Source organism: Kribbella sp. VKM Ac-2569 (assembly GCF_004216905.1).
In the GTDB taxonomy this organism is placed as follows: Bacteria; Actinomycetota; Actinomycetes; order Propionibacteriales; family Kribbellaceae; genus Kribbella.
On the sequence record NZ_SGXJ01000002.1, the window covers coordinates 870,929 to 897,221 of the forward strand.

At 68.3% G+C, this 26,293-nt stretch carries 26 protein-coding genes; 15 read left to right on the plus strand and 11 right to left on the minus strand.

Annotated features, from left to right (window positions below; all coding sequences use genetic code 11):
• Positions 1-50: 50 nt before the first annotated feature.
• Positions 51-1,589, minus strand: a complete 1,539-nt coding sequence (locus tag EV649_RS17285; protein ID WP_130384457.1) for an MFS transporter — start codon at positions 1,587-1,589, stop codon at positions 51-53.
• 100 nt (positions 1,590-1,689) lie between these two features.
• On the opposite strand from EV649_RS17285, the gene EV649_RS17290 reads away from it, so the two are divergent.
• The gene (locus EV649_RS17290; RefSeq protein ID WP_198682540.1) at positions 1,690-2,424 is read left to right on the plus strand and encodes a TetR/AcrR family transcriptional regulator; all 735 of its coding nucleotides are present in this window, start codon (positions 1,690-1,692) and stop codon (positions 2,422-2,424) included.
• Positions 2,425-2,433: 9 nt separating this feature from the next.
• Here the strand turns inward: EV649_RS17290 and EV649_RS17295 are convergent, their stop codons facing one another.
• Positions 2,434-2,817: a cold-shock protein gene (locus EV649_RS17295; protein ID WP_130384459.1), complete on the minus strand. Its 384-nt coding sequence runs from the start codon at positions 2,815-2,817 to the stop codon at positions 2,434-2,436.
• 146 nt (positions 2,818-2,963) lie between these two features.
• Entirely contained in the window at positions 2,964-4,439 is a 1,476-nt protein-coding gene (gene larE, locus EV649_RS17300) for an ATP-dependent sacrificial sulfur transferase LarE (protein WP_130384460.1), read from the minus strand.
• Positions 4,440-4,551: 112 nt separating this feature from the next.
• On the opposite strand from larE, the gene EV649_RS17305 reads away from it, so the two are divergent.
• The 3 genes from EV649_RS17305 to EV649_RS17315 are packed head-to-tail and all read left to right on the plus strand — an operon-like array spanning position 4,552 to position 7,074.
• Positions 4,552-5,481 carry a TauD/TfdA family dioxygenase gene (locus tag EV649_RS17305; RefSeq protein WP_130384461.1) on the plus strand — a complete coding sequence of 310 codons (930 nt, stop codon included), beginning with the start codon at positions 4,552-4,554 and terminating at the stop codon, positions 5,479-5,481.
• A 55-nt stretch (positions 5,482-5,536) separates the two neighbouring features.
• Positions 5,537-6,130 (plus strand): TetR family transcriptional regulator, encoded by a 594-nt coding sequence (locus EV649_RS17310; protein ID WP_130384462.1) that lies wholly within the window; start codon positions 5,537-5,539, stop codon positions 6,128-6,130.
• Positions 6,127-7,074 carry a R2-like ligand-binding oxidase gene (locus EV649_RS17315; RefSeq protein WP_130384463.1) on the plus strand — a complete coding sequence of 316 codons (948 nt, stop codon included), beginning with the start codon at positions 6,127-6,129 and terminating at the stop codon, positions 7,072-7,074. Before EV649_RS17310 ends, EV649_RS17315 begins: the two co-directional genes overlap by 4 nt.
• Here the strand turns inward: EV649_RS17315 and EV649_RS17320 are convergent.
• Entirely contained in the window at positions 7,048-8,211 is a 1,164-nt protein-coding gene (locus EV649_RS17320; protein WP_130384464.1) for an MFS transporter, read from the minus strand. The genes EV649_RS17315 and EV649_RS17320 overlap by 27 nt on opposite strands.
• Positions 8,212-8,299: 88 nt before the next feature.
• Between EV649_RS17320 and EV649_RS17325 the strand changes: the two genes are divergently transcribed.
• On the plus strand, positions 8,300-9,178 hold the full coding sequence (locus tag EV649_RS17325) for a LysR family transcriptional regulator (protein ID WP_198682541.1): 879 nt from the start codon (positions 8,300-8,302) through the stop codon (positions 9,176-9,178).
• A gap of 3 nt (positions 9,179-9,181) precedes the next feature.
• On the opposite strand, the gene EV649_RS17330 is transcribed toward EV649_RS17325, so the two are convergent.
• Both EV649_RS17330 and EV649_RS17335 read right to left on the minus strand, forming a co-directional pair.
• A complete protein-coding gene (locus EV649_RS17330; protein WP_130384465.1) occupies positions 9,182-9,760 on the minus strand; it encodes a hypothetical protein in 579 nt (192 codons plus the stop codon).
• Positions 9,761-9,860: 100 nt separating this feature from the next.
• Complete coding sequence (locus EV649_RS17335; protein WP_130385083.1) at positions 9,861-11,489, minus strand: AMP-binding protein; 1,629 nt, start codon at positions 11,487-11,489, stop codon at positions 9,861-9,863.
• A 145-nt stretch (positions 11,490-11,634) separates the two neighbouring features.
• On the opposite strand from EV649_RS17335, the gene EV649_RS17340 reads away from it, so the two are divergent.
• The gene (locus tag EV649_RS17340; protein WP_130384466.1) at positions 11,635-13,098 is read left to right on the plus strand and encodes a restriction endonuclease; all 1,464 of its coding nucleotides are present in this window, start codon (positions 11,635-11,637) and stop codon (positions 13,096-13,098) included.
• A 101-nt stretch (positions 13,099-13,199) separates the two neighbouring features.
• On the opposite strand, the gene EV649_RS17345 is transcribed toward EV649_RS17340, so the two are convergent.
• Positions 13,200-14,135 (minus strand): DUF6454 family protein, encoded by a 936-nt coding sequence (locus EV649_RS17345; RefSeq protein ID WP_130384467.1) that lies wholly within the window; start codon positions 14,133-14,135, stop codon positions 13,200-13,202.
• 92 nt (positions 14,136-14,227) lie between these two features.
• On the opposite strand from EV649_RS17345, the gene EV649_RS17350 reads away from it, so the two are divergent.
• Genes EV649_RS17350 through EV649_RS17360 form a run of 3 tightly spaced genes read left to right on the plus strand, consistent with a single transcriptional unit; the run spans position 14,228 to position 16,931 of the window.
• Positions 14,228-14,833 (plus strand): SIMPL domain-containing protein, encoded by a 606-nt coding sequence (locus tag EV649_RS17350; protein WP_241998308.1) that lies wholly within the window; start codon positions 14,228-14,230, stop codon positions 14,831-14,833.
• A 60-nt stretch (positions 14,834-14,893) separates the two neighbouring features.
• Positions 14,894-16,129 (plus strand): Nramp family divalent metal transporter, encoded by a 1,236-nt coding sequence (locus EV649_RS17355; protein ID WP_130384469.1) that lies wholly within the window; start codon positions 14,894-14,896, stop codon positions 16,127-16,129.
• Between the two features lie 19 nt (positions 16,130-16,148).
• The gene (locus tag EV649_RS17360; RefSeq protein WP_241998310.1) at positions 16,149-16,931 is read left to right on the plus strand and encodes a metallophosphoesterase; all 783 of its coding nucleotides are present in this window, start codon (positions 16,149-16,151) and stop codon (positions 16,929-16,931) included.
• Here EV649_RS17360 and EV649_RS17365 read toward each other — a convergent pair.
• Entirely contained in the window at positions 16,905-17,468 is a 564-nt protein-coding gene (locus EV649_RS17365) for a TetR/AcrR family transcriptional regulator (protein ID WP_130384471.1), read from the minus strand. The two genes, EV649_RS17360 and EV649_RS17365, sit on opposite strands and share 27 nt — an antisense overlap.
• 83 nt (positions 17,469-17,551) lie before the next feature.
• Here EV649_RS17365 and EV649_RS17370 point away from each other — a divergent pair, with 83 nt between their 5' ends.
• Positions 17,552-18,601 carry a saccharopine dehydrogenase NADP-binding domain-containing protein gene (locus EV649_RS17370; RefSeq protein WP_130384472.1) on the plus strand — a complete coding sequence of 350 codons (1,050 nt, stop codon included), beginning with the start codon at positions 17,552-17,554 and terminating at the stop codon, positions 18,599-18,601.
• On the opposite strand, the gene EV649_RS17375 is transcribed toward EV649_RS17370, so the two are convergent.
• The gene (locus tag EV649_RS17375; RefSeq protein ID WP_347233138.1) at positions 18,585-18,866 is read right to left on the minus strand and encodes a 4-oxalocrotonate tautomerase family protein; all 282 of its coding nucleotides are present in this window, start codon (positions 18,864-18,866) and stop codon (positions 18,585-18,587) included. The two genes, EV649_RS17370 and EV649_RS17375, sit on opposite strands and share 17 nt — an antisense overlap.
• Entirely contained in the window at positions 18,853-19,725 is an 873-nt protein-coding gene (locus EV649_RS17380) for a LysR family transcriptional regulator (RefSeq protein WP_130384474.1), read from the minus strand. The genes EV649_RS17375 and EV649_RS17380 overlap by 14 nt, the downstream gene beginning before the upstream one ends.
• 72 nt (positions 19,726-19,797) lie before the next feature.
• Between EV649_RS17380 and EV649_RS17385 the strand changes: the two genes are divergently transcribed.
• Positions 19,798-20,157 carry a DUF427 domain-containing protein gene (locus EV649_RS17385; RefSeq protein ID WP_241998312.1) on the plus strand — a complete coding sequence of 120 codons (360 nt, stop codon included), beginning with the start codon at positions 19,798-19,800 and terminating at the stop codon, positions 20,155-20,157.
• Here EV649_RS17385 and EV649_RS17390 read toward each other — a convergent pair.
• On the minus strand, positions 20,121-20,894 hold the full coding sequence (locus EV649_RS17390) for an alpha/beta hydrolase (protein ID WP_130384476.1): 774 nt from the start codon (positions 20,892-20,894) through the stop codon (positions 20,121-20,123). The genes EV649_RS17385 and EV649_RS17390 overlap by 37 nt on opposite strands.
• A 108-nt stretch (positions 20,895-21,002) precedes the next feature.
• On the opposite strand from EV649_RS17390, the gene EV649_RS17395 reads away from it, so the two are divergent.
• The 4 genes from EV649_RS17395 (at position 21,003) to EV649_RS17410 (ending at position 26,293) form a co-directional block, all read left to right on the plus strand.
• Entirely contained in the window at positions 21,003-21,785 is a 783-nt protein-coding gene (locus EV649_RS17395; RefSeq protein ID WP_130384477.1) for a GNAT family N-acetyltransferase, read from the plus strand.
• Positions 21,782-22,309: a kinase gene (locus EV649_RS17400; protein ID WP_130384478.1), complete on the plus strand. Its 528-nt coding sequence runs from the start codon at positions 21,782-21,784 to the stop codon at positions 22,307-22,309. Before EV649_RS17395 ends, EV649_RS17400 begins: the two co-directional genes overlap by 4 nt.
• Entirely contained in the window at positions 22,306-24,588 is a 2,283-nt protein-coding gene (locus EV649_RS17405) for a helicase-associated domain-containing protein (RefSeq protein ID WP_130384479.1), read from the plus strand. Before EV649_RS17400 ends, EV649_RS17405 begins: the two co-directional genes overlap by 4 nt.
• 64 nt (positions 24,589-24,652) lie before the next feature.
• A complete protein-coding gene (locus tag EV649_RS17410; protein ID WP_130384480.1) occupies positions 24,653-26,293 on the plus strand; it encodes a DNA repair helicase XPB in 1,641 nt (546 codons plus the stop codon).

Sequence of the window (26,293 nt, forward strand, 5' to 3'; positions counted from 1 at the left end):
GCAAAGCGGCGGCAGAGTGAGGTTCCCTCGGCCGCCGCTTGTTGTGTAACTCAGGCTGCGGGGACCAAGTCAGCCTCCTCGGCGGGAGCGGCGGTGTGGGTGGTGCCGCGGAGGGTGAGGGTGGCGGCTACCGCGGTGGCGAGCAGGAGGATGGCACCGACGAGGGCGACGACGTTCATGCTGTGGGTGAAGGCGTGGCGGGCGGTAACCAAGACGGTGTCGGCCAACTGCGCGGGCAGGTGGGCGGCTGCGGCAGTCGCCGCGGGCAGACCTTCGCGGACAGGAGCTGCAACGCCAGCCGGCAGGTTGGACGGAACGTCGGCGCGGTAGACCGCAGTACCGATCGATCCCAGGACCGCGATTCCGAGGGCCCCGCCGAACTCCGCGCAGGTCTCCATCACCGCGGACGCCGAGCCGGCGCGCTCCGGAGCGACCGAACCGACGACCGCCTCGGTCACCAGAGTCATCACCATCACCAGACCGGCGGCCAGCAGACCGGCACCGGCCAGCGGCACCGCCAGCGACGAGTCGACGTGCACCTGGGTGAGTACGCCGTACCCCGACGCTGCGAGGACGAACGCTCCACCGATCACGTACGCGCGGTCCATCTTCCCGGCGAGCGCGGTGGCCAACGGAGCCGCGGCACCGACCAGCACCGACGGCGCCAGCGACCACAGCGCCGCCTTCAGCGGGCTCAGACCGTGCACCAACTGCAGGTACTGAGTCAGGAACACCGCGTTGCCCACCAGCGCCAGGGTCCCGATGGTGTTCGCCGCCAGCGATCCGCTGAACGCGCGGTTCCGGAACATCGACAGGTCGACCATCGGGTGCGCCGCGGTCCGCTGCCGCTGGACGAACAGCACCCCGAACACCAGCCCGGCCACGATCGCCACCACCGGCATGACCGCCGCACCATGAGCCGCCAGCTCCTTGATCCCCCAGATCACCGGCAGTACGGCGGCCAGCGACAGCACCGAACCCAGCAGGTCGAACCGACCGCGCACCGGGGCCTTGAACTCGGGCAGCAGCACCGGCGCGAGGACGAGCAGCAGAACCATCGCCGGGGTGTTGATCAGGAACACCGAACCCCACCAGAAGTGCTCCAGCAGGAACCCGCCGAGCACCGGACCGAGGGTGATCCCGCCCATCATCACCGCGCTCCAGAACGCGATCGCCTTCGACCGCTGCTTCGGGTCGTGGAACATGTTCCGGATCAGCGCCAGGGTCGACGGCATCAGGGTCGCGCCGCCGATCCCGAGCAGGGCGCGGGCCGCGATCAGCTGCTCCGGGTTCTGCGCGTACGCCGCCGCGACCGAGGCGACCCCGAACCCGATCGCGCCGAACAGCAGCAGCCGGCGGCGGCCGATCCGGTCGCCGAGCGAGCCCATGGTGATCAGCAGGCCGGCCAGCACGAAGCCGTAGATGTCGAAGATCCACAGCTGCTCGGTCGCGTTCACGCCGAGGTCCGCGCTGATGAACGGAACCGCGAAGTACAGCACCGACACGTCCATCGAGACCAGCAGCAGCGGCAGCGCGAGCACCCCGAGCGCGATCCACTCCTTGCGTCCCGCCCGTTCTGTCGAACCCATGACACCCCTCCGAAGTTATCTGTCTACGCCGCACACTGTGTGCGCCATACACAGACCATACACAAGACTGTCTATGCTGTAAACAGATAGGATGGTGACCATGGACGAGAACGAACTGCCGCGGGTGCTGCAGCAGCTCTGGGGAATCGAGGGGCGGAGCCGCCCGGGGCCGAAGCCGGCGTTCCACATCAGCGACATCGCGCGGGCCGCGATCAAGCTGGCCGACGCGGGCGGGCTGGCCGCGGTCTCGATGAGCAAGGTGGCGGCCGAGCTCGGCTTCACCACGATGTCGCTCTACCGGTACGTCGACGCCAAGGACGACCTGTACGTCGTGATGCTCGAGCATGCCTTCGCCGAGCCGCCGGTCCTGGACCCGGAGCTCGACTGGCGCGGCCGGATCACCGCCTGGGCCGAGGCGTTCCGCGACGGGCTGCGGCGGCACCCGTGGATCCTGCAGATCCCGATCCAGGAGCCCCCGCTGTCACCGAACCAGCTGGCCTGGATGGAGTCGGGGCTGGACGCGTTCGACGGTACGCCGCTCACGCCGCAGGACCGGCTGTCCGCGATGCTGCTGGTGAACATCTACGTCCGCGGTACGGCGCAACTGACCGCGAACATGCTCACCGAACCGGACGAGGTCCGCGTGGCCGACCGGCTCTACACGGAGCGCCTGACGATGCTCGCGACCCCGGACCGTTTCCCCGGGATCGCGGCCACCCTCGAGCAGCCCCTCGACGAGGGCTACGCCGGCGACTTCGACGCAGCCGAGTTCGGCTTCGGCCTGAACACCGTCCTCGACGGCATCCACACCCGCATCACCCGCGCGACGCGCTGACCGGGTGGGTCAGACGTCGAGTTTGTCGGCGACGCCGCGGAGGACGGTGGCGACCTGGCGGGCGGACTTGCTGTCGGGCTGGCGGCCGCGGCGGTAGCCCTCGCCGAGGCGGTCGAGGAGTTTGATCAGGTCCTCGATGACGACCTGCATGTCCTCGGGCTTCGGCCGCATCGCCTTCGCCACCGACGGCGGCGGGTCGATCAGCCGGACCTGGAGAGCCTGCTCACCCTTGCGTCCCTCGACGACACCGAACTCGACCTTCTGGCCCGGCTTCAGGTTGGTGACACCCGACGGCAAGGCCTCGGCGCGGACGTAGACGTCCCCGCCCTCCTCCTTGCTGAGGAATCCGAACCCCTTCTCGGAGTCATACCACTTCACCTTGCCAACGGGCACGGGAGACCTCTCTTTAAAACAAGCGCAGTAGTCGTCAATCGTTCGGAAGCAATCGAGCGCGAAGCGCGACTGAAAACCCAGCGTACGTGAACCGGCGCGGCGGCGCCTCCGGGAAACTACCTGATCAAGCAGACTTCCCGCACCCCTTACAAGTTCCGGTACTTTTCCGGCTCCGGCAGCCGTTCGTTCATCGATCCGGACCGGAACCCGCGCGGGTCCACCCGCGCCGCCGGGAACCCTTCGGCCATGACCGCATTCACCAGCGACTGCTGGTCCACCTGATCCAGCAGCGCGGCGTCGATCTCGATGGAGGCGCTCTCTCCGAGGTCCCGGACCCGCACGTTCTGGACGCCGTACGACGCCAGCCGCGAACGGACCGCTTGCTCGGCGCGATCGACGCGCACGAGCAGGTTCGGGGTGATGCGGATGCCGTACGCGATCCGGCTCGACAGGCACGCCGCGGCTGGCTTGTCGGACGTCTCGAGACCCCAACTGCGCGACGCCGTACGGATCTGCGCCTTGGTCAGCCGCGCGTCCTTCAGCGGCGTCAGCGCGCCGCGCTCGAAGGCGGCCCGGATCCCCGGCCGGAAGCCGGCGATCGCGTCGTCCGCGTTCGTCCCGGTCGCGATCGCGGTGATCCCGAACTCGTCCGCGATCGGCTGCAGCGTCTCGACCAGCTCCGCCTTGCAGAAGTAGCACCGGGCGCCCGAGTTCGCTTGGTACCCCTCGCGCTCCATCTCGTGCGTGTGCGGCGTGACGTGGCGGACGCCGAGAGTATCCGCGAACCGCGCCGCCGGCTCGAGCTCCGCGGCCGGAAGCGAAGGAGACACTGCCGTCGCCGCGACGACGTTCGCCGGGCCGATCGCCCGCGCCGCTGCCGCGAGAAGGAAGGCCGAGTCGGCGCCGCCGCTGAACGCGACCACCATCTTGTCGTACGACGACAGCCGCCGCATGAGCGCTTCGAGCCGCTGCTCGAGCACGTACTCGTCGAGCCAGGCCGGGAACTCGGTCAGGTCGTTCAGCACGACGTCGGCGCCGTACGCGCGCAGCTCGTCCGCGGTGAACGGGCCGGTCGCGACCGACACCGCGACCGCACCGGCCGCGTGCGCGCCGTCGATGTCAGCAGTGTGGTCGCCGACGTAGATCGTGGCCTCGTGCTCGCGCAGCGCCGTACCTTTCTCGGCGCCGTGCAGGTCGCCGACCGGCTCGTCGACGTCCAGGCCGAGGTGCTCGAGGTGCAGCCGGACTGACGGGGTGTACTTCGCCGAGACGACCATCGTCCGCCCGCGCAACGCCCGGATCGCGGCCAGCGACTCGGCCACGCCCGGCAGTGGCAGGCTGCCCGTGATCGCGTGCGACGGGTAGTGCTCGCGGTACCGCGCGACCATCGCGTCGACCTGCTCGGGCGGGAACCAATTCGCCATCTCCCAGGTCAGCGGCGGCCCGAGCCGGCTCACCACCAGGTCGGTGTCGATCGGCACGCCGGTCTCCGCGGCCAGCAGGTCCCAGACGGCCTGGATCCCGGGCCGGGAGTCGATCAGCGTCATGTCCAGGTCGAATCCGACGACCAACTCCGGAACGTCAGCGGTATCGGCGGAAGGCTGGATCTCGGCGGTTGACACGTCCCCAACCCTACGTGCTTCCCCCGCCTGCCGGATCTCGCATCCCGAAACGACCGCTATGTCTACTAAATCAGTCGGATTATAGATGTTAACCAACCGTGAGGGAGCACCCATGACCACGCAACTGGAAGCACCGGAGATCACCGTCGCCAAGGCCGGCGGGGCGATCGGCGCGGTGATCGGCAACGTCGAGCTCGGCGGCGACCTGGCGCCGGAGACCGTCGCCGCGATCCGGCAGGCCCTGCTCGACCAGAAGGTGATCTTCTTCCGCGACCAGCACCACCTCGACGACGCCGGCCAGCTCGCGTTCGCGAAGCTGCTCGGTACGCCGACACTCGCGCACCCGACCTCGAAGAGCCTCGACGGCGCCGCGAACGTGCTGCCGATCGACTCCGACTACAGCAAGGCGAACAGCTGGCATACCGACGTCACGTTCATCGACCGGATCCCCGCGATCAGTCTGCTCCGCGCTGTCACGCTCCCGGCGTACGGCGGGAACACCACCTGGGCCAACACGGTCACGGCGTACGCGAATCTGCCGCAGTCGCTGCAGGCGCTCGTCGATCGCCTGTGGGCGGTGCACAGCAACAAGTACGACTACGCCGGACATGCCGATGAGGGGCGCATCGGCGGCGTGGACGTGAAGGTCGAGGAGCACCGCAAACAGTTCGAGTCGAAGGTGTTCGAGACCGAGCACCCGGTGGTCCGCATCCACCCCGAGACCGGCGAGCGCGCGCTCGTGCTCGGTCATTTCGTACGCCGGTTCGTCGGGCTGAGCAGCACCGAGACGACCGCGCTGTTCCAGCTCCTGCAGAACCGGGTCACGAACCTCGACAACACCGTCCGCTGGCAGTGGCAGCCGGGCGACCTGGCGATCTGGGACAACCGCGCAACGCAGCACTACGGCGTCGCGGACTACGACGACCTGCCCCGTCGGCTGCACCGGATCACGCTCGCCGGCGACGTACCGGTGAGCGTGGACGGCGTCCGCAGTACGCCGCGAACGGGCGACGCATCGCACTTCTCCGTACTTGACAACTAGAGACACGACGTCCGAACACTTGACATCTGATGCTGTTTTGTAAACCCTCGTCCGCATGGACTCGTTTGCCGATCGAACCAAACGCCGGCTGCGTGACGAGTTGCTGGACGCTGCGCAGGACGCCATCGAAACAGGTGGGTACGACGGGCTTCGGATGGCCGAAGTGGCTCGTCGTACCGGGGTGTCCCGGCAGACCGTCTACAACGAGTTCGGCGACAAGTGGGGCGTACTGGAGGCCGTCGCGGCACGCGAGACCGAACGGTTCCTGCTGGATGTCAACGGAGCGCTCGCCGAGCAGTCCGATCCGATCGACGGCCTCCGGGCCGCGGTCGAGCGGGCGCTCACGCTGGCTGGGGAGAACCCGCTGGTGAAGGCGGCGCTCGGCCAGCCGGGATCGGACCAGGCCAGTCAGCTGCTGACGACACGGGGGCAGCAGGTGCTGGAGCTGGCACACCTTCGGCTGGATGCCCATGTCAGAGAGCACTGGCCGGAGGTTCCCGCGGAGGACGCGACCAGCTGCGTCGACGTCGCCTTGCGCGTCGTCATCAGCCACATCGTCACCCCGGGCCCTCCCCCGGCGGTGGTGGCGGCGCAGCTGGCTCGCGTCCTCTCGCCCTTCTTAGCCGAGTCGCGGAGGTTGCACGTATGAACGAGCTGCACAGACAGGGCTTCACCTCGCTCCGGGCCGGTGGGCTGAACTGGGACGCGTTGCCACTTCGGCTGTTCGACAAGGGCAACCGCAAGTTCTGGAACCCGCGCGACATCGACTTCAGTCAGGACGCCAAGGACTGGCAGGAGCTGGGCGACAACGACAAGGACAACGCGTTGATGCTCTGCTCGCAGTTCATCGCGGGTGAGGAAGCAGTCACCGAGGACCTGCAGCCGTTCCTGCAGGCGATGGCCGCCGAGGGGCGGTTCGGCGACGAGATGTACCTGACCCAGTTCTGCTTCGAGGAGGCCAAGCACACCGCGGTCTTCCGGCTCTGGCTGGACGCCGTCGGCGTCACCGAGGACCTGCATCGGTACGTCGAGAACAACCCGGGCTACCGCGCGATCTTCTACGAGGCGCTGCCCGTCGCGCTCAAGTCGCTCGCCGACGACCCCTCGCCGGCCAACCAGGTTCGCGCGTCGGTGACCTACAACCACGTGGTGGAAGGAACTCTGGCGCTCACCGGGTACCACGCCTGGAACCTGCTCTGTACGGCGCGCGGCGTCCTGCCCGGGATGCAGGAGCTGATCCGCCGGATCGGCGACGACGAGCGCCGGCACATGGCCTGGGGCACGTTCACCTGCCGCCGGCACGTCGCCGGGGACGCGTCGAACTGGAAGGTCGTCACCGACACGATGGAGGAACTCCTCCCGCACGCGCTGACCCAGATCCAGTGGGCGATGGACAACTCCCCCGAGCTCCCGCCCGAGATCAACCCGACCGCGTTGATGACGTACGCCGGCGATCGCGCCACCCGCCGGCTCGGCGCGATCGAGTCGGCCGTCGGCGCGGACGTGGCCGGGATCGACCTCGACTACTCCCCGGAGAAGCTCGAGGACGACTTCGGCGACGAGGACTCAGCCGCGCTGGCGGCGGTTCGCTAGGAGAACAACGAGCGCCGCGGTCGCGAGGATCGCGGGAAGCCAGGTGACCGTCGTCGTACCGAGATGGTCGGCGACCTGGCCGCCGGTGAAGGCGCCCAGTGCGATCGATCCGTTGTAAATGCCCACCAGCACAGCGGACGATGATTCGGGGGCACTGGGCGCCGCCGCGTGTCCCCACGCTTGCGTGCTGACGCTTGTTCCGCCGTACGCGAGGCCCCAGATCACCAGCAGTACAAGGGATCCGGCGAGGGTGGTGCCGAGGACGGGCATGGCCAGCGCTGTCAGGGCGATGCCGCCTGCGATGACGGCGAGAGCGCGGGTCGGGCGGAGGGCGCCGGTGAGGAAGTTGCCGATGACACCGGCCACGCCGTACGCGAGGAGCAGGGTTCCGATCAGCGCCGGGCCGGTGTGCGGCTCGAGGAGCGGGCGGATGTAGGTGTACGCCGCGAAGTGGCCGGTCACGATCAGCGCAACGAGGACCAGGCCGACGCGAACCTGCTTGATCTGCAGTACTTCCCGTACGTCTGCGAGCCGGACCGCGCACTCCGGGGGCAGGTTGGGCAAGAAGATGCTTAGAGCAACAGTCAGTCCGAGTGCGATCAGGCCCACGCCGGCGAAGGCCCAGCGCCAGCCGACGAGTTCACCGACGTACGCACCGGCCGGAATCCCTAGCACGGAGGCGATTCCGATGCCGCTGAAGATGAGTGAGGTGGCCGGTCCGGCGGCGTGTTCGGGTACGACGCGGCGCGCGAGGCTGACGGTGAAGAGCCAGACGCCGCCGATCGAGACGCCCATCAGGACGCGGGCTGCGAGGAAGATCGGGTAGACCGGGGCCGCTGCGGCGATGAACGCGGCGGCGGCGAGCAGGACCATCAGACCGCTGAGGACTGTCCTGCGGTCGAGCTTGCCGAGCAGCAACGGGAGGACAGGTGAGGCGACCGCGGACACGATGCCGGTGACGGTGAGGCTCAGGCCGGCGGTGCCTTCGGTGATGTGCAGCGTGTCGCTCATCGGGGTGAGCAGGCCGACCGGGAGCATCTCGGCGGTGACCACGGTGAAGACTGTGGCGGCCATGGTCACGGACGCGGCCCACGCCCGCGCGTCGGTGGCCGGCTGGTCGACGCAGATCGTTGTCATACAACCAGTGAGCGTCCGCGAGGTGGTGCGGAACAACGGCGATGTGGTCATGCTTGTATTAGCTGAGCTAATCGATGATCGTGGAGTTATGGCTGTCGAGATCCGCGAACTGGAGTGCTTCCTGGTGTTGTCCGAGGAGCTGCACTTCGGGCGTACCGCGGAGCGGCTCTATCTCTCGCAGAGCCGGGTCAGCCAGCAACTGCAGTCGCTGGAGCGGCGGATCGGCGGGCCGTTGTTCGAGCGGACCAGCCGTCGGGTCGCGCTGACGCCGCTGGGCAAGGAGTTCCTGACGTCACTGCGGCCGGCGTACGCCGCTTTGGAGCGGGTGGTCGAAAACGCCCGCGAGTACGCCGCCTGCGTGAAGGGCAAGCTGCGGATCGGGTTCCAGGGTGCCGCGAACGACGAGATTCTCCGGGCGGTGTCGGCGTTCCAGGCGCGTAACCCGAACTGCCTGATCGACGTCTGCGAACTCCCGCTGAACGATCCGTTCGGGGCGCTCCGTCGCGGCACCGTCGACGCCGCCGTCGTACTGCTGCCGGTCGCCGAGGACGACCTGGTCGTCGGCCCGGTCTTCTCGCGTCACCCGCAGACGCTCGCGGTCTGCAAACGGCACCGGCTCGCCGACCGACCCTCGGTCGACGCCGAGGACCTGGCCGGCGAGACCCTGATCGCCTTCTCCGGCCCGGCGCCCGGCTACTGGCGCCAGGCGCAAGCACCCACCCAGACGCCCAGCGGCGCGCTCATCCACCGCGGCCCCGACGTCGCCACCTTGCAGGAAGGCCTCTCACTGATCGCCGCCAACCGTGGCGCGATGCTCATCTGCCAACCCACCGCCGCCCTCAACGGACGGGCAGGTATCGCCACCGTCCCCCTGACCGGCCTCCCCGACTCCGCCCTCGCCCTCGTCTGGCGCCGCGGCGAACAGACCCCCTCGGTCAAGGCCTTCGCGGAACACCTGAAGACCTAACTGTCAGCCGATGATCGCGAGGATCTTGTCGCAGAAGTTCTCGTCGGTCGCGTTGCCTTCCTGACCGACGACCTTGACGTCTCCCAACGAGTCGATGAACTCGTCGTCGAACGGGTTTGTGGGAGTGCCGCCGTTGTCGACCAGGATGTCGAACCACACGGCCCCGCTGTCCTGAAGGACCAGTCGGCCGCTGGAGTCGAACCATCTGTCACCGGCCGTCTCACGAATCCTGATCGTCAGGGTGCCGTCCCCGTTGTCGGTCACCTGGGTGTCCTTGTGAACAAGATCAAGCACATGAGTCACGACCTTGTCGTTGGACAGGTTCGTCAGGGTGTTGGTCAGGTGCGCGTTCTCCCGGAAGTAGGGCAGTCCGCCCCTCGGGTTCGTGCGGTACTGGAACGATCCCCAGTTCGTGAAGTCGAAGTGCACGTCGTCCCCGCTGCCGCAGAAGTCCTCGATCACGCCGTTGCCGGCATCCTCGAAGTGCCCTCGCTCGATCGGCGCGGCCGCCGCCGGGACCGCGGCTGTCATCGCCAGCAGCGCAGCTCCGCAGGCCATGGTTGTTCGATGGCGCAGTTTCATGGGTGTTCCCCTCGTCAGTGTGCAGCTCCCCCACGAACGCCCCCCGTCCGCGACACGTGACTTCCACCCACCCTTCCAGGCCCGGGCAGGCCCGTACAGGTCACAGCCCCAGGAGTTCGACCGACTTCTCGCGCATCTCGACCTTGCGGATCTTCCCGGTGACGGTCATCGGGAAGTCGTCGACGAGCAGGACGTAGCGCGGGATCTTGAAGTGGGCGAGTTTGCCGCTGGCGAACGTTCTGATCGCTTCCGCGTCGAGCGGATCCGCGCCGGGCTTGAGTTTGATCCAGGCGCAGAGTTCCTCGCCGTACTTCTCGTCGGGGACACCAATGACCTGGACGTCGGCGATCGACGGGTGGGTGTAGAGGAACTCCTCGATCTCCCGCGGGTACACGTTCTCGCCGCCGCGGATGACCATGTCCTTGATCCGGCCGACGATGTTCACATATCCGTCCTCGCGCATCGTCGCGAGATCCCCGGTGTGCATCCAGCGCGCCTCGTCGATCGCCTCCGCAGTCTTCTCCGGCTCGTCCCAGTACCCGAGCATCACGGAGTACCCGCGGGTGCACAGCTCGCCGGGCTCACCTCTTTCGACGACGAGACCGGTCGCCGGGTCGACGAGCTTCACCTCGACATGCGGCATCACGCGGCCGACGGTCGACGTACGGCGGTCCAGGTCGTCGTCCCGCCTCGTCTGCGTGGACACCGGCGACGTCTCGGTCATGCCGTAGCAGATCGCGACCTCGGCCATGTGCATGTCCGCGACGCAGCGCTTCATCACCTCGATCGGGCACGGCGATCCGGCCATCACGCCGGTCCGCAACGACGTCAGGTCGTAGTCCGCGAAGTCCGGTAGCCCGAGTTCGGCGATGAACATCGTCGGTACGCCGTACAGCCCGGTGCATCGTTCGTCCTGAACGGCTTTGAGCGTTGCGGCCGGGTCGAACGCCGGCCCCGGGATCACCATGCACGCGCCGTGCGTGGTGCAGCCGAGGTTGCCCATCACCATGCCGAAGCAGTGGTAGAACGGCACCGGGATACACAGCCGGTCCTCGGCGGTGAACGCGATCGTCTCGGTGACGAAGAAGCCGTTGTTCAGGATGTTGTGGTGGCTGAGGGTCGCGCCCTTCGGGAATCCCGTCGTACCGCTGGTGTACTGGATGTTGATCGGGTCGTCGAAGGACAGCTCCGCCTCGCGGGCGTGCAGCTCGTCGACCGGGATCCGTTCGGCGTCGTCGCGCAGGGCGTCCCAGTCGCCGGTGCCGAGGTAGATCGTCTCCTCCAGCGTGGCGAGGTTGGGCTTCACTTCCTCGACCATCGACCGGTAATCGCTTGTTTTGAAGGCGGTTGCGGAGACGAGCAGCCGGACACCGGACTGGTTCAGCGCGTAGGCCAGCTCGTGCGTGCGGTACGCCGGGTTGATGTTCACCAGGATCGCGCCCATCAGCGCGGTGGCGTACTGCGTGATCGTCCATTCGGCCTGGTTCGGGGCCCAGATGCCGACCCGATCACCCTTCGCGATCCCCCGGGCCATCAGGCCGCGCGCGACCAGTTCGACCTCGGCGCCGAACTCGTCGTACGTCCAGCGTCGTCCGGTCTGCACCTCCACGAGCGCCTCGCGGTCGCCGCACGTGCCGATCGTGCGTCTCAGGTTCGCGCCGATCGTCTCGCCCAGCAACGGAACCTCGGACACCCCGGACGCATACGACGGCTGGCTCATGGTTGCCATGTTCACGCCGGTCAGATGGGTCTGCAAGTGCACGCGCGGCAGGAAACAGGGGGTGGACGGCAAGCAATGTCCTTGCCAACTCTCTGTCATCTTCGGTCGCGGAGCGTGGTCGGCCCGTTACCGTGGAGTGGAGAGGTGTGAGGCGATGGGCCGATCGGTGGAAGGTCACGCCCGCAGCGACCGTCCGCCTGGGCGTACTGCCGAAGCGGCGCAACGTACCGCTGCGGTGCAGGAACGCGTCCAGGTTCTGAACGGCATCCTGGCCGACGCGCTGGCCGTCGATGTCCACGGCACCGATCTGCAGAGCCTGAAACGGGCACCGCGACGGGCGCCGCCGACCGTGTCACCGGCCGATCTCGAGGCGCATCCCGGACCTGTCTGGGGTGCGTTCGTGCCCCACCCGCCGGGCCGGTTCCGCTGGTGGGGCGCCGAGCGCAGGTTCGCGCGTCGACTCGCCGACGCGGAGGACCGGTTCGCGGAGGCGATCGAACGGCACCGGGCGTACGAGGAGGCCCGCCGGGAGCGGACCGCGCGCGCAGTACGGGAGCAGGCCGAGCACCAGCGTCGGCTCGACGAGGCGACCGCGGAACAGCACGCGCGGATCGACGCGTACGAACGCGCGGTGCAGAACCACGACCGAGCCGCCGTGACGCGCTACTTCACGAAGGCACTGGACCGGGTGCCCGAGCCGCTGGACTTTCCACGCCGGCGCAAGGTTGGATACGTCCCCGAGTCGACGCTGCTCGCGGTGGAGTGGGATCTACCCGACGTCAGCGTCGTACCAGCTGAGGCGTCGTACCGCTATGACCGTTCGCTGGATGCAGTGCTCGCCGTACCGCGGGAGCAGGTGGAGCTGCGGCGGCTCTATCAGCAACTGGTGGCGCAGTTGGCATTGCGGGCGCTGCATCTGGTCTTCGGGAGTGACAGGTACGGCGTGGTCGAGACGGTCGTGTTCAACGGGATGGTGGAGTCAGTTGACCTCACTACCGGGCATACCGTGCGGCCGTGCCTCGTCACGTTGCGGGCGACGCGGGAGCAGTACCAGGCGCTGGTGCTGGACCAACTCGACCCGGTGGCGTGTGTACGGCACTACTTCGCTGCGGAGGTGTCACAGCACCCGGAGGAGCTGCAGCCGGTGGAGCCGGTGCTGGAGTTCGACCTGACCGATCCGCGCACTGTCGAGGCAGTGGATGTGATCAGCGAGATCGACGCCCGCCCGAACCTGCTGGAGCTCAGCCCCGAGTCCTTCGAGCACCTGGTCCACAACCTGCTCACACGGATGGGCCTGGAGACCAGGTTGTTCCGGCGCGGCACGGACGGCGGGATCGACTGCGTGGCCTACGACCCCCGGCCGATCACCGGCGGCAAGTTCGTCGTCCAGGCGAAGCTCTGGACCCGCACCGTCCCACCGTCCGCCGTCCGCGACCTCTTCGGCACCGTCCTCGACGCCGGCGCCACCAAAGGCATCCTCATCACCACCTCCGGCTTCGGCCCCACCAGCTACCAGTTCGCAGGAGGCAAACCCCTCCAACTAATAGACGGCACCGCCCTCCTCTCCCTCTGCCACCACCACAACATCTCCGCCCGAATAATCCGCCGGGCTAGCTGATGCGAACCGCCAGGCCATCACAATGGGCGGCCGACAGGAGCGTTCACGCCTGAGCGTCGTTCCGGGTGGCGATTGTGATGGCCTGCACGTCCGACCCCCACCTACTTGAGTGGGGTTTCGTAGATCTGGAGTTCGGTGCCGCCTAGGTTTTCGCCGTCGTCGGGGGCTGTGTACAGGCGGAGTTTGGTGGGGGTGGTTTCCAGGGCTACTGGGTTGCGGGTGGCGTTGTGGTTCGTGGTGGGGGAGAAGTAGGGGAAGGGGATTTCGTGGAGGATGCGGTTGGTGTGGAGGTCGAGGAGGGCTAGGCCGCCTAGGTCGTACGTCGTGTTGTTGGGGCCGGGCAGTGTGGTGACTCCGCCGCACAGTTGCTTGCCGCGGGCCGCGTAGTCGCAGTCCTGGTAGTCGAGGAGGTGGGACTCGTTGGCGACCTTCTCAAGCTGCTTGCCGGCAGGGGTCCAGTCGTAGAGGGTGCGGGAGCCCCAGCTCACCCCGTGTACCTGGCCGGTCGTCCGGTCACGTACTACTCCCCCGACGTGGTCCTTCACCCGGAAACGCTCGGTGACCCGGTACGTCTTCGGGTCGACCGTGTAGACGATCGCCCGCGAGTTCGGCCGGTACTCCGCAGCCGGCACCCACAGGTCCTTCCCGTCGAAGTCCAGCCCGCCCGGGTGGTACGCCGTACCCTCGCCGAGCCGGATGTCCTTCTTCAGGTTGCCTTGCCGGTCCAGCACGAACAGGTGCCCGATGCCCTTGCCGGGTGTCCGGTCGTACCCGTCCACCGGCACCGGGTACTTCACCGGCGCCTCCAGCACCTCAACACTGCTCAGAAAGATCAGGTCCCCGACAAGCGCGAAGCCCTGCGGGTGGTACGTCGGGAACTTCAGCGGCACCCGCTCCACCAGCGACCACGCCGTACTGCGGTCTGCGGCCTGGAAGGCACGGGTGACGTCAGAGTCTCGCCCGGAGGCCTGGGCGGTGGTCAGGCCGGTGAGCAACACACCGGCCAGGGCGGCAACGGTCAGCAGTCGTCTGCGCATTGACGGTCTCCTCAGCTCGAAAGTCGATGCTGCAGTGTGAGATGCCCAGATGACTTGTAGGTGATGCCAGACTGGCCGTTATGGACACAGGGGTGAGTGTTGTCGGGTCAGGGCAGGTCAGTGGTACGCCGGACATTCTGCGCGTCACGTTCGGCGTCGAGCAGGTCGCAGCGGATGTCGCGGCCGCTGTGGCGACGGTCGGCGAGCGTACGGACGCGGTGATCGCGGCGCTGCGGGCGCAGGGGGTCGAGGAGTCGCAGCTGGGCACGAGCTCGGTGAACGTGTTCCAGGAGTACCGGGAGCCTGGCACGGACCCGGCGTACCGGGCGTCGCACACGGTCCTGGTGGAGACGAAGGACCTGACCGGCTTCGGCGCGCTGCTGAACGCGGCCGTGGATGCTATCGGCAACAGTCTCGCGCTGCACGGGCTGCAGTTCGACATCGAGGACAAGTCCGAGCTGCTGGTCCAGGCCCGGGAGCTGGCGTTCCAGCAGGCCAAGACGAAGGCCGCGCACCTGGCCGGTCTGGCCGGGTTCTCCCTGGGCTCGGTGACCGCGATCTCCGAGGACCACGGCCACACGCCGCTCGGGCCGGAGATGCGGCTGTCCGCGTCCAAGGCGTACGACTCGGCGATCAACATCGTGCCCGACGACCAGAACGTCGTGGTCTCTCTCAAGGTGCACTTCGCCTGGGCGTAACGCGCGTCTCAAATCGAGCACAGGGGTTGCGTTGTCGGCGGCGTCGTACAGACTGCTCTCATGTATGCACCGGCGCCGCTGCGGCGGCAACTGAGTCGGTCCGGGCTGTTACTGCTCGGACCGGCGTTCGTCGCTGCCGTCGCGTACGTCGACCCGGGCAACTTCGCCACCAACATCGCCGCCGGCGCGACTTACGGCTACCTGCTGTGCTGGGTGGTCGTCGGCGCCAACCTGATGGCCGTCCTGGTGCAGTATTTGGCCGCCAAAGCGAGCATCGCGACCGGGCGGACCCTGCCCCAACTCTGCCGTGACCACTTCCGCCGATCCACCTCGACGGGGCTGTGGGCGCAGGCCGAGGTAGTCGCGATCGCGACCGATCTGGCCGAGGTCGTCGGCGGCGCGATCGCGCTGAACCTGCTGTTCGGCATCCCGCTCCTGGTCGGCGGCGTGATCACCGGCATCGTCTCGTTCGCGCTGCTCATCTATCAGTCGAAGCGCGGCCAACGACCGTTCGAGGCCGCGATCATCGGCCTGCTCGCCGTCGTACTGGTCGGCTTCGTCGTGTCGACGGTCAAGTCGGACCCGTCCGCGAGCGGTGTGGTCGGCGGCCTCGTGCCGCGGCTGGACGGCACCGATTCACTGGTGCTCGCGGCCGGAATGCTCGGCGCGACCGTGATGCCGCATGCGATCTGGCTGCACGGCGCACTGGTCACCGACCGGCACTGGAAGACGATCCGTTCCGAGAGCGGCAAGTCGCGCGTACTGCGTGCCACTCGGGTGGACGTGGCGGTGGCGATGGCGCTGGCCGGAGCGGTCAACCTGGCCATGGTCGTTGTGGCCGCGGCCGCGCTGAAGGGCTCCGGCGCCGACTCCCTCGACGCCGCCCACCTCGCGATCGGCGACCGGCTCGGTCAGCTACCGGCCCTGCTGTTCGCGCTCGCCCTGCTGGCCAGCGGCTTCGCCTCCTCGTCCGTCGGGACGTACGCCGGCTCGGTCATCCTCGACGGCTTCTGGAAACGGCACGTCCCGCTGCCGGTCCGGCGCCTGATCACCCTGATCCCCGCCCTGCTGATCCTTGCGATCGGCATCGACCCGAGCCGCGCGCTCGTGGTTTCACAGGTGGTGCTGAGCTTCGGCATCCCCTGCGCACTGTGGCCGTTGGTGAGATTGACCGCTTCCCGGCGCGTCATGGGCGACCTCGTCAACCGGAAGGCGACTACTCTCGCCGCATGCCTGGTAGCCACCGCCGTCACGGCCCTCAACGTCGTACTGATCGTGCTGACTGTGCGGGGATGACGTGACGCGGGTGTACGCCGTGAGCGACATCCACGGCCACCTGGAGAAACTGACTGCCGCACTGCACGCCGCCGGCCTCACCGATGCCGACGGCAACTGGACCGGCATCGGTGAGACCGGTGAGGACACCCGGCTGTGGTTCCTCGGCGACTTCTTCGACCGCGGCCCGGACGGCATCGGAGTCCTGCGGTACGTCCGCGGCCTGATCGAGCAGGCACCGGACGGCGCGATCCGGATGCTGCTCGGCAACCACGAGATCCTCGCGCTCGGGATGTACAAGTTCGGCGACAGGTCCGTCCCGCACGACGGCATCACGCTGCGCAGCTTCGAGCGTTCCTGGGCCCTGAACGGCGGCCAGGACCGCGACCAGGAGCTGCTCACCGACGACGACGTCGCCTGGCTGCTCGACCGGCCGCTGCTCGGACTGGATGCCGACCAGTTGCTGATGCACTCCGACACCGCCGAGTACGTCGAGTGGGGCGACACGATCGACCAGATCAACGCCACGGCCGGGGCCGAGCTGCACTCCGACGACATCGAGGTGTGGTGGGAGATCTGGCGCCGGACGACGTCGCGGTACGCGTTCCGCGGCCCGAGCGGTCCGGAGGTGGCCCGGATCCTGCTCCAGCACCTCGGCGGCCGCCGGATCGTGCACGGCCACAGCATCGTCGCCGACCAGCTCGGCATCGACCCGCAGTTCCTGACCGGCCCGCACCTGTACGCCGACGGCCTCGCCCTGGGCATCGACGGCGGCGCCTTCGACGGCGGCCCGTGCCTAGTTGTCGAGCTCACCGCGGAGTGACTCGACCACCGCATCCAGGCAGGACCGGAACGTTCGCTTCCCGCCGCCGTCGATCCACCGGCTGAAAGCGTTCTGAAGCACCGCTGAGCCGACCTGCGCCATCAGCGCGGCGTTCTCCGGCGGCAGCCCTCGTTCCTCCAGCCCGTCGCGGAGCGCAGCGGTGACGGACGCGAGCTTGGTCCGCTCGCGCTCCTGCAGCTCGGGGCTCGCGGCGATGACGGCCCGGCGTACGTCGGTGTCCTCGGCCACGTCCGCGAGCAGCTCACCGATTGCCACGGCGGTCTGCAGTACGGCGGGCCAGGGCGCGACGGAGGGGTCGACGGCGCGGATCGCCTCGGTCACGGCCGCGGGCAGGCGTTCCGAACCGGCGAACAGGACCTCGCGCTTGTCCGGGAAGTAGCGGAAGTACGAGCGGCGGGTCAGGCCCGCGTGCTCCGCGATCTGGTTGACGGTCACCGCGTCGTACCCATGCTCGGCGTACAGCTCGAGGGCGGCCTTGCGCAGCCGCTGCTCGGCCCCGGGGTCCCATCGCGCCATGCCCGGAGTCTAGCAAGAGTGATGTCTCAGAGTGTTATCGTGGGTGATGACACTCTGAGACATCACTCCCCAGGAGGCTCGACATGATCTGGATTCTTGGCGCGACCGGGCGAACCGGGCGCGAGATCGCGGCCCAGGTCGCAGCGCGCGGCGGTACGCCGGTACTGGTTGGACGCAACGCCGAACGGCTCCACAAGACCGCCGCCGAACTGGGGCTCGCCGATGTCGAGGTGATCGAGACCGACCAACCCGCCGCCGAGATCGCGCGCCGACGGCCGGCCGTTGTGGTGAACACGATCGGCGGATACGCCGAGACCGCCGTACCGATCGCGCGGGCGTGCCTACTTGGCGGGCATTACGTTGACCTGGCCAACGATCTGGTCGCGATGCCACGGCTGCTGACGTTGCACGACGAGGCGGTCGCTGGAGGCAGCACGTTCGTCACCGGCGCTGGATTCGGCGTACTGGGGACCGAGGCGGTGGTCGCTGCGTTGTGCGCGGACCGGCCGACGCCGACACACGTCCGCGTCGACTCGATGGCTTCGGTGGCGATCGACGGCGGGCAGCTCGGCGAGGCGTTGGCGCAGTCGATCGTCTCGGGGCTGACCACCGGTGGACGCCGGTACGAGAACGGTCGGATGGTCCCGACGCGGCTGGCAGCCGATCCACGCGAGCACGCGTTGCCGGACGGCCAGACGGCGAAGTCCGCAGGTGGTCCGACGGGCGAACTGCTCGCGGCGCACCTGGCCAGCGGCGCACCGGACGTCGTGGCGACGTCAGGGTTGATGCCGACGGCACCCGTCGTACGGGCGTTGCTGCCGTTGGCTGGTGCGCTGCTGAAGATCCCGGTGCTGCGACGCTTCGCCGTACGTCGGATGGCGGCGATCGAGTTGAAGCCGACGCCGCGACCGCGTGAGCACTCGTGGGGGCACGCGGTGGTGACTTGGGCGGACGGGACCGTGCGCGAGGGATGGCTGCGGGCCGGGGAGGCGATGGAGTTCACCTCGAGCGCCGCCGCGGAAGTCGCCGTACGCCTGGACCGCGGCGAGGGCCGGCCCGGCGCCTACACGCCGGCCCGTGCCCTCGGACCCGAAGTCGCGGAGGCCGCCGGTGGAACTACTTATCAGCCGTGAGCGTGCCGCCGACGGCCCAGCTCTCCGGCGGGGTCTCCTGGATCCAGACTTGGACGCTCGCGGCCGGGACGCCGAGGCTGTCGACGAACGCGTCGGTGACCTTCTGGACCAGGTCGCGCTTGAGTTCCGGGGTCCGCGGGCCCTGCAGGACGGTGACGATGGGCATCAGATTTCCCTTTCGTTGTTGGGTTCTGAGCCCATTCCAGCCCTCCCGGGCGCCGGGAACGAGGCGCAGATCCGATGTCCTCCCATCACTCGAACTGATCGGACGCCCGCCGGCATGCTTCGAGCAGTACGGCGAGGTCGCCGCCGACTGTCGTCCCGGCCGGGACCACGAGGCTCGTGGTCAGCGCGAGCCGCGGATCTGGCCGTCGGAACACCACCCGTCCTTCGCGGAGCAGGCGGGCGTGTGACTCGTAGATGACCGTCCAGCTCGGGCTGCCGGCGCCGATCGCGGCGTGCGTGTCCTGCAGGCTGCTGGAGCGCGGGCCGAGCACCGGCTCGAACCCTGCGGCCGCGCAGGCGGACATCACCAGGTCTACGAGTGGCGGGTTCGTACGGCGTTCTGTGATCCGGAGCGGCAGCTCGCGGAGGTCCTTCAATGGGATCTCGTGGTCCGGGGCGACGGACCTGGGGAGGGCGATCAGGAGTGCGTCTTCCCAGACCGGGACGAACTCCAGGCCGGCTGCCTCGTCGAGTCCTCGGACGAAGGCTGCGTCCAGCTGGCCACTACGGACGCGATCCAGGCGGGCGCGGGTCGAGGTGCTGATCAGCTCGACGTGGAGCCCTTCGGCGGAGAGCTCGGCGACAACCGTCTCGAGCCGTTCGCCCAGTCCGGTGCTGGTTCCCAGGCGGAGGGTGCGACCGGGGTTGCCTGTGGCGGCGGTACGGGCGGCTTCGACGGAGGCGAGTACGGCGCGGGCGGCGGGAAGGAACCGTTGACCCGCTTCGGTGAGGCGGATGGCGCGGGCCGAGCGGTCGAAGAGGAGGACGTCCAGCTCGCGCTCCAGGCGGGCGATCTGCTGACTCACGCCCGGCTGGCCGATGCCGAGCTGCTCGGCGGCGCGGCCGAAGTTGAGTACCTCGGCGACGGTGACGAAGTACTGGATCTGCCGTAACTCCATCTGATGATCATCGCGGATCCGGGAATGGGGCGAGGCCGTGCCGGGTTGTCAGCGGTTATGGCGGACAAGACTGTGAAGATTCCTGGACCGGACCACCCGATCACCGTAGGAAAGAACCCGGACCGGGTGGTCGTGAAGGTCGGCGACCAGGTCATCGCGGACACTCGGGACGCGCTGTCGCTGCAGGAGGCGAACTACCCGGCGGTGCAGTACATCCCGCGGGATGACGTCGACCTCACGCTGCTCGAGCGCACCGAGCACCAGACCTACTGCCCGTACAAGGGCGACGCGTCGTACTACAGCCTCCTCCCCGCCGGGGCGGACGGCGTGAACGCGGTCTGGACGTACGAGCAGCCGTACGATGCGGTCGCCGACATCCGCGACCACGTCGCCTTCTACCCCGACAAGGTGTCGATCGAGATCATCGCCTGAATGACCGGGGCGAGCAGCTCCGGCGGTACGACGTGATGCTGGTCGGGTAGTTCTTTGAGTGTCGCGTTCGGCAGGATCGAGACGATGCGGTGTGCGGCGTCGAGCATGAACGGCGCGGTCGCCGTCCCGGCGATGACGAGGGTCGGCGGTTTGATCGCCCGGAGCGTTTCGATCGGGGTGGTGCCTTCATGGCCCATGACGGCGAAGTCGTAGGCGAGCGTCGGCGCCAGCTCGGCGACGCCCGGAGCGGCAGCCACCTGCAACGCCTCGGGTTTGGGCATGCCCGTCATCAGCAGGAACAGTTCGACCGCCTCCCGGTTCTGGCCGTCCCGGATCAGTTCGAGCACCTGCTCGCCGTCGTCCGACGGGTCCACATCGTCCGGTCCGTACGGCGGTTCGTGCAGCACGACCCTGGTGAACGGCAGCCTGCTCGCTGCGATCGCCGCCAGTCCCGCACCGGACGAGTGCCCGTAGACAGCCGCCGTACCACCGACAGCTGTCAGTAGCGCGGCGATGTCGTCCACCTCGCGCAGGACGTCGTACGACGTGTTGTCACCGGAGTCACCGCGGCCGCGACGGTCGTACGTCACCACGTCGAAGTGGTTCGCCAGCTCGTCGGCCAGCGGCCGGAGCGCGTGCCGATCGCACAGTGCTCCCCCGACCAGGATCAGCGGGTGTCCACTGCCCAGGCGGTCGTAGGCGATCGTCGTACCGTCCGCGGACGTCACTTTCTCCATCTGCTGCTCCTCCGTCGTCGTTGCTGACGTAGGGGACGTCGGAGCCGTTCGGGACGCTTCGACATATCTGGTGGCGCGTGGACTTTCTGGGTGGTTCACTGCTTCGCGATGATCACCAGAGTCGATGACTACTTGCACAGGGTCCCGTTGTCCGGCTCGGTTGCCGAACAGGTCGGACCGTTCACCTTGTTCCGCAGTACGACGGTTTGGCCGTACTACGCGCGCCCGGTGCCCGGCTCCGGGGTGACGATCGAGCCGGCGGACGTTGAGCTGGTGCGCGCGCGGTGCGCCGAGTTGGAGATCCCGCTGAGCTTCGAGTGGGTCGTGCAGACCTGTCCCTCGTTAGGCGACGCTGCGGCTGCAGCTGGCCTCAACGTGGTCCAGCACCCGTTGCTGGTGCTGGAGCGCGCTGACTTCCGCCCTGCCACGGCTGATGCTCGCTGCGAGATCCTCCCCGCTGACGAGGAGATGGTCCGGCAGGCGCGTGCGGTTGCCGGCCTCGCCTTCAGCGAGCCAGGCACGGGCATCGACAAGGCTGGACCGACCGAGAGAGATTCAGCGGCCGCCGAGATGTCGGTCGACACGGTCTTAGCGCTGCAGAGCAGGGCTCTCCGCGGCGTGGCAGTAACTGCCGGTGCGTTCACTGATGACGGCATGGTGGCCAGCGGGACTCACCAGGCGGTCGACGCCACCACGGAGATCGTCGGCGTCGGCACACTGCCTTCCATGCGTCGCCGTGGTCTTGCTGCCGCCGTGACCTCGGCACTGGTCGAGCACGCGCTCGACAACGGCGTGGACCTGGTGCTGCTGTCCGCAGAGTCGGACGCGGTCGCAGCGGTCTACGAACGCGTCGGCTTCCACCGGATCGGACACGCCGGAGCAGCTGAGTGACCGGGAGTCCTGGTACCCGCCTCGTCGTACTGCGCGGGAACTCGGGCTCCGGCAAGTCCACCACGGCCCGGACGCTGCGTGAACGTCTGGGCCGCGGTACGGCGTGGGTCGAGCAGGACCACCTCCGCAGGATCCTGCTCCGCGAGCGCGACGTCCCGGGCGGCGTGAACATCGGACTGATCGATACGAACGTCCGCTACGCCCTCGACCACGGGTACGACGTGGTGCTCGAGGGCATCATGGACGCCGGCCGGTACGGCGACATGCTGCGGCGGCTCACGTTCGACCACCGCGGGACGACGCTGCACTACTACTTCGACATCCCGTTCGCGGAGACCGTCGTACGGCACGGCACCCGGGACATGCCCGGCGTGGGGCCGGACCTGATGCAGGACTGGTACCGGGAGCACGACGTACTCGACGGGATCGAGCAGACCATCATCGGTCCGGACTGTGCACTGGACGAGACCGTCGCGAAGATCCTGACCGACCTTGGCGAGGATCCCGTACCGTTGGAGGGATGAGCACGACCGAGCCGACCCGCCCCCGTACCCTCGCTGAGGCGTTGCGGGGCTGGGGTGACGCCGCGCTCGGTGAATTGCTGCGGCGGCGACCTGACCTGGCCCTGCCGATTCCTGCGGACACCGGGCAGCTTGCTGCGCGTGTGACGAGCAACGCGTCGGCCGCGCGGGCGATCAACCGGCTGGACGAGTTCGGTGTGGACCTGTTGGAGTCGCTGTCCGCGCTGCCGGAGCCGGTGGACGTGGAATTGCTGGCGCAGGGTGTCGGCCAGCCGGAAGAGGTAGTCCGGCCGCGCGTGGCTGAACTGCTGGAGCTCGCTCTGGTCTGGGGTACCGAGGACGACCTGCGGCCGATCCGTGCGGTGCACGAGCTACTTGGACCAACACCGGCCGGGCTCGGTCCGATTACGACGCGGCACTTCGGTGATCTGGACCACTTGATCGACGACGCCGGCCCGGACGCGCGCGCCGTACTCGACAAACTCACCTGGGGTCCGCCGACCGGTTCAGTCGAGAAGGCCGACCGGCCGGTGACGATCGCGTCGGCGCGGACGCCGGTGGAGCGGTTGCTGGCGCGCGGTCTCGTCGTACCCAAGGATGCGAACACGGTCGTGCTGCCGCGGCAGATCGGGCTGCACCTGCGGGGCGGGCGTGTGCTGGCGTCGACACGTCCGGCGCCACCGCCGCTGGCCGGTAAGAAGGTGTCGGCCGCTATCGCTGACCGGGCTGCGGCTGGTGCTGCGCTCGACTTGGTGCGGCTGGTTGACCGAGCCCTGGAGCAGCTGGGGACCGAGCCGCCACCGGTACTGCGCACAGGTGGCATCGGTGTCCGTGAGGTGCGCAGTCTGGCCGGAAAGATCGGTGCGGAAGAGCAGACCGCTGCAGCGGTGCTGGAGATGGCGTACGCCGCTGGGCTCGTTGCTGCGGTGGAGGTCGGGACCAGTGAGCTGTGGCTGCCGACCAGTGCGTATGACGACTGGCTGGAGCTGGACCTGGCGCATCGGTGGGCTCAGCTCGTCATGGCGTGGTTCTCCGGCCTCAGGGCGATCGGACTGATCGGGCGGCGGGACAGCACGGGCAGTACTGCGGCTGCGCGGGAGCGGCTGATCAACGCGTTGGCACCGGACCTGGAGCGGTTGCTGGCACCGGAGATCCGGGTCCTGGCGTTGCAGGCGCTGGCCGAGGCTGGCGCGGGTACCGCGCCGGCTCCGGAGACTGTGGTCATATGGGTGGCTTGGCATCGTCCACGCCGCGGCGGGCAGTTCCGGGACGACCTGGTCGAGTGGAGCGTGTCAGAGGCCGCACTGCTCGGGCTGACGGGGTTGGGCGCGATGGCGGCACATGCGAAGCCGTTGCTGGGACCTGAGCCGACTGCTGACGAGTTGGCCGAGGCGATCAGTCCACTGATGCCAGCGCCGGTGTCTGAGGTGCTGCTGCAGGCTGACCTCACTGCTGTGGCTCCTGGGCCTTTGGTGCGGACCGTGCAGGACGAACTGTCGGCGATGGCAGACGTCGAGTCCGACGGTGGTGCGGGCGTCTACCGGTTCAGTGAGAGCTCGGTACGGCGTGCTTTCGACCTCGGGCGTACTGCGGAGCAGTTGCACGCGTGGTTGGCGGAGCATTCACGTACGCCGGTGCCTCAGCCGTTGGCGTACCTGGTCGACGACGTTGCCCGACGGCACGGCGTACTGCGTCTGGGGACTGCGTCGACGTACCTGCGGTGTGACGACGAGAACGTGCTGACCCAGCTGCTCAACTCGAACCTGCCTGGTGTGCGGTTCCGTCGGTTGGCGCCGACCGTGGTGGTATCACCGTCACCGCCGGACATGGTGCTGAGTCGGCTGCGGGACGCCGGGTTGGCGCCTTTGGCGGAGACGTTCGACGGTGCGTTGCACGTGACCGGTGCGCCGCGACGTGGCGAGGCACCGCGTCGACGTACCAGCCGGGACTTCAACGAGAGCGCGTTCGACCTGACCGACGACCAGGTGAAGGCGGTCATCGAGAAGGTCCGCGCCGGCGACCGGATCGCCGCCGAACGCCCCGGAGACGACGGCCTGATCGAACCAGCCGCCCCCGCCGAAACCATCGCCGTCCTCACCAACGCCGCCGAGGCCCACACCCGCACCTGGATCGCCTACGTCGACCACAACGGCCACTCCTCCGAACTCATCGTAGAACCCGTCCGAGTAGCCGACGGCTGGCTCACCGCCTACGACAACACCACAGAAACCCCCCGCACCTACGCCCTCCACCGAATCTCCACAGCCCGCCCAGTGGACTGAGCCGCGGTTGGTTGTTGATTGGTTCAGGCACAATGGAGGGTCGGGGCGAAGATAGGAGTTGCGGGTGACGGACGGTCCTTTGATCGTGCAGTCGGACAAGACCTTGTTGCTGGAGACGGCGCATGCGGATGCCACCGAGTGCCGGAAGGCTATTGCGCCGTTCGCGGAGTTGGAGCGGGCGCCGGAGCATGTGCACACCTACCGGCTGACACCGCTGGGCCTGTGGAACGCGCGGGCCGCGGGGCATGACGCCGAGCAGGTGATCGACGTACTGCTGCGCTACAGCCGGTACCCGGTCCCCCACTCGCTGCTGGTCGACATCGCGGAGACGCTGGACCGGTACGGGCGGCTGCGGCTGGAGAAGCACCCGCAGCACGGTCTGGTGCTGATAACCACCGACCGGCCGGTGCTGGAAGAGGTACTGCGCAGCAACAAGGTGAAGCCCATGCTGGGCGCCCGGCTCGACGACGACACCGTCCTGGTGCACCCGTCGGAGCGCGGTCACCTCAAGCAGACCCTGCTGAAGCTCGGCTGGCCCGCTGAGGACCTGGCCGGGTACGTCGACGGTGAGGCGCACCAGATCGACCTGGTGACGGACGGTTGGGAGCTGCGCCCGTACCAGGAGCAGGCGACCGACTCGTTCTGGCACGGCGGCTCCGGTGTCGTCGTACTCCCCTGTGGCGCCGGCAAGACGATCGTCGGCGCGGCCGCGATGGCACAGGCGTCCGCGACCACACTGATCCTCGTCACCAACACCGTGTCCGCACGGCAGTGGAAGGACGAGCTTCTGAAGCGCACCACCCTCACCGAGGAGGAGATCGGCGAGTACTCCGGTGCGCGCAAGGAGATCCGCCCGGTCACGATCGCGACGTACCAGGTCATGACGACGCGCCGGAAGGGCGTCTACACGCACCTGGAGCTGTTCGACGCGCGCGACTGGGGTCTGATCGTGTACGACGAGGTGCACCTGCTGCCCGCGCCGATCTTCCGGATGACCGCCGACCTGCAGACCCGGCGCCGGCTCGGACTGACCGCGACGCTGGTCCGCGAGGACGGCCGCGAGGGCGACGTGTTCTCGCTGATCGGCCCGAAGCGGTACGACGCTCCGTGGAAGGACATCGAGTCGCAGGGCTGGATCGCGCCGGCGGACTGCATCGAGGTGCGCGTGGATCTCGAGCAGACCGAGCGGTTCGTGTACGCGACCGCGGAGCCCGAGGACCGCTACCGCCTGGCCGCCTCCACCCCGGCGAAGTCGAAGCTGGTACGGCGGATCGCCGAGCACCACGCCGACGAGCCGCTGCTCGTCATCGGTCAGTACATCGACCAGCTGGACGAGCTGGGTGAACGCCTCGAGTGCCCGGTGATCAAGGGCGAGACAACGGTGAAGGAACGGCAGCGCCTGTTCCAGGCGTTCCGCACCGGCGAGATCAAACGGCTGGTGGTCAGCAAGGTCGCCAACTTCTCCATCGACCTCCCCGAGGCGTCGGTCGCCATCCAGGTCTCCGGCACCTTCGGCTCCCGCCAGGAAGAAGCCCAGCGCCTGGGCCGAGTCCTCCGCCCCAAGGGCGACGGCCGCACCGCCCGCTTCTACTCCATCGTCGCGAGAGACACGATCGACGCCGAATTCGCTGCCCACCGCCAACGCTTCCTAGCCGAACAGGGCTACGCCTACACCATCGTGGACGCCGAAAACCTGTTTGCTTGA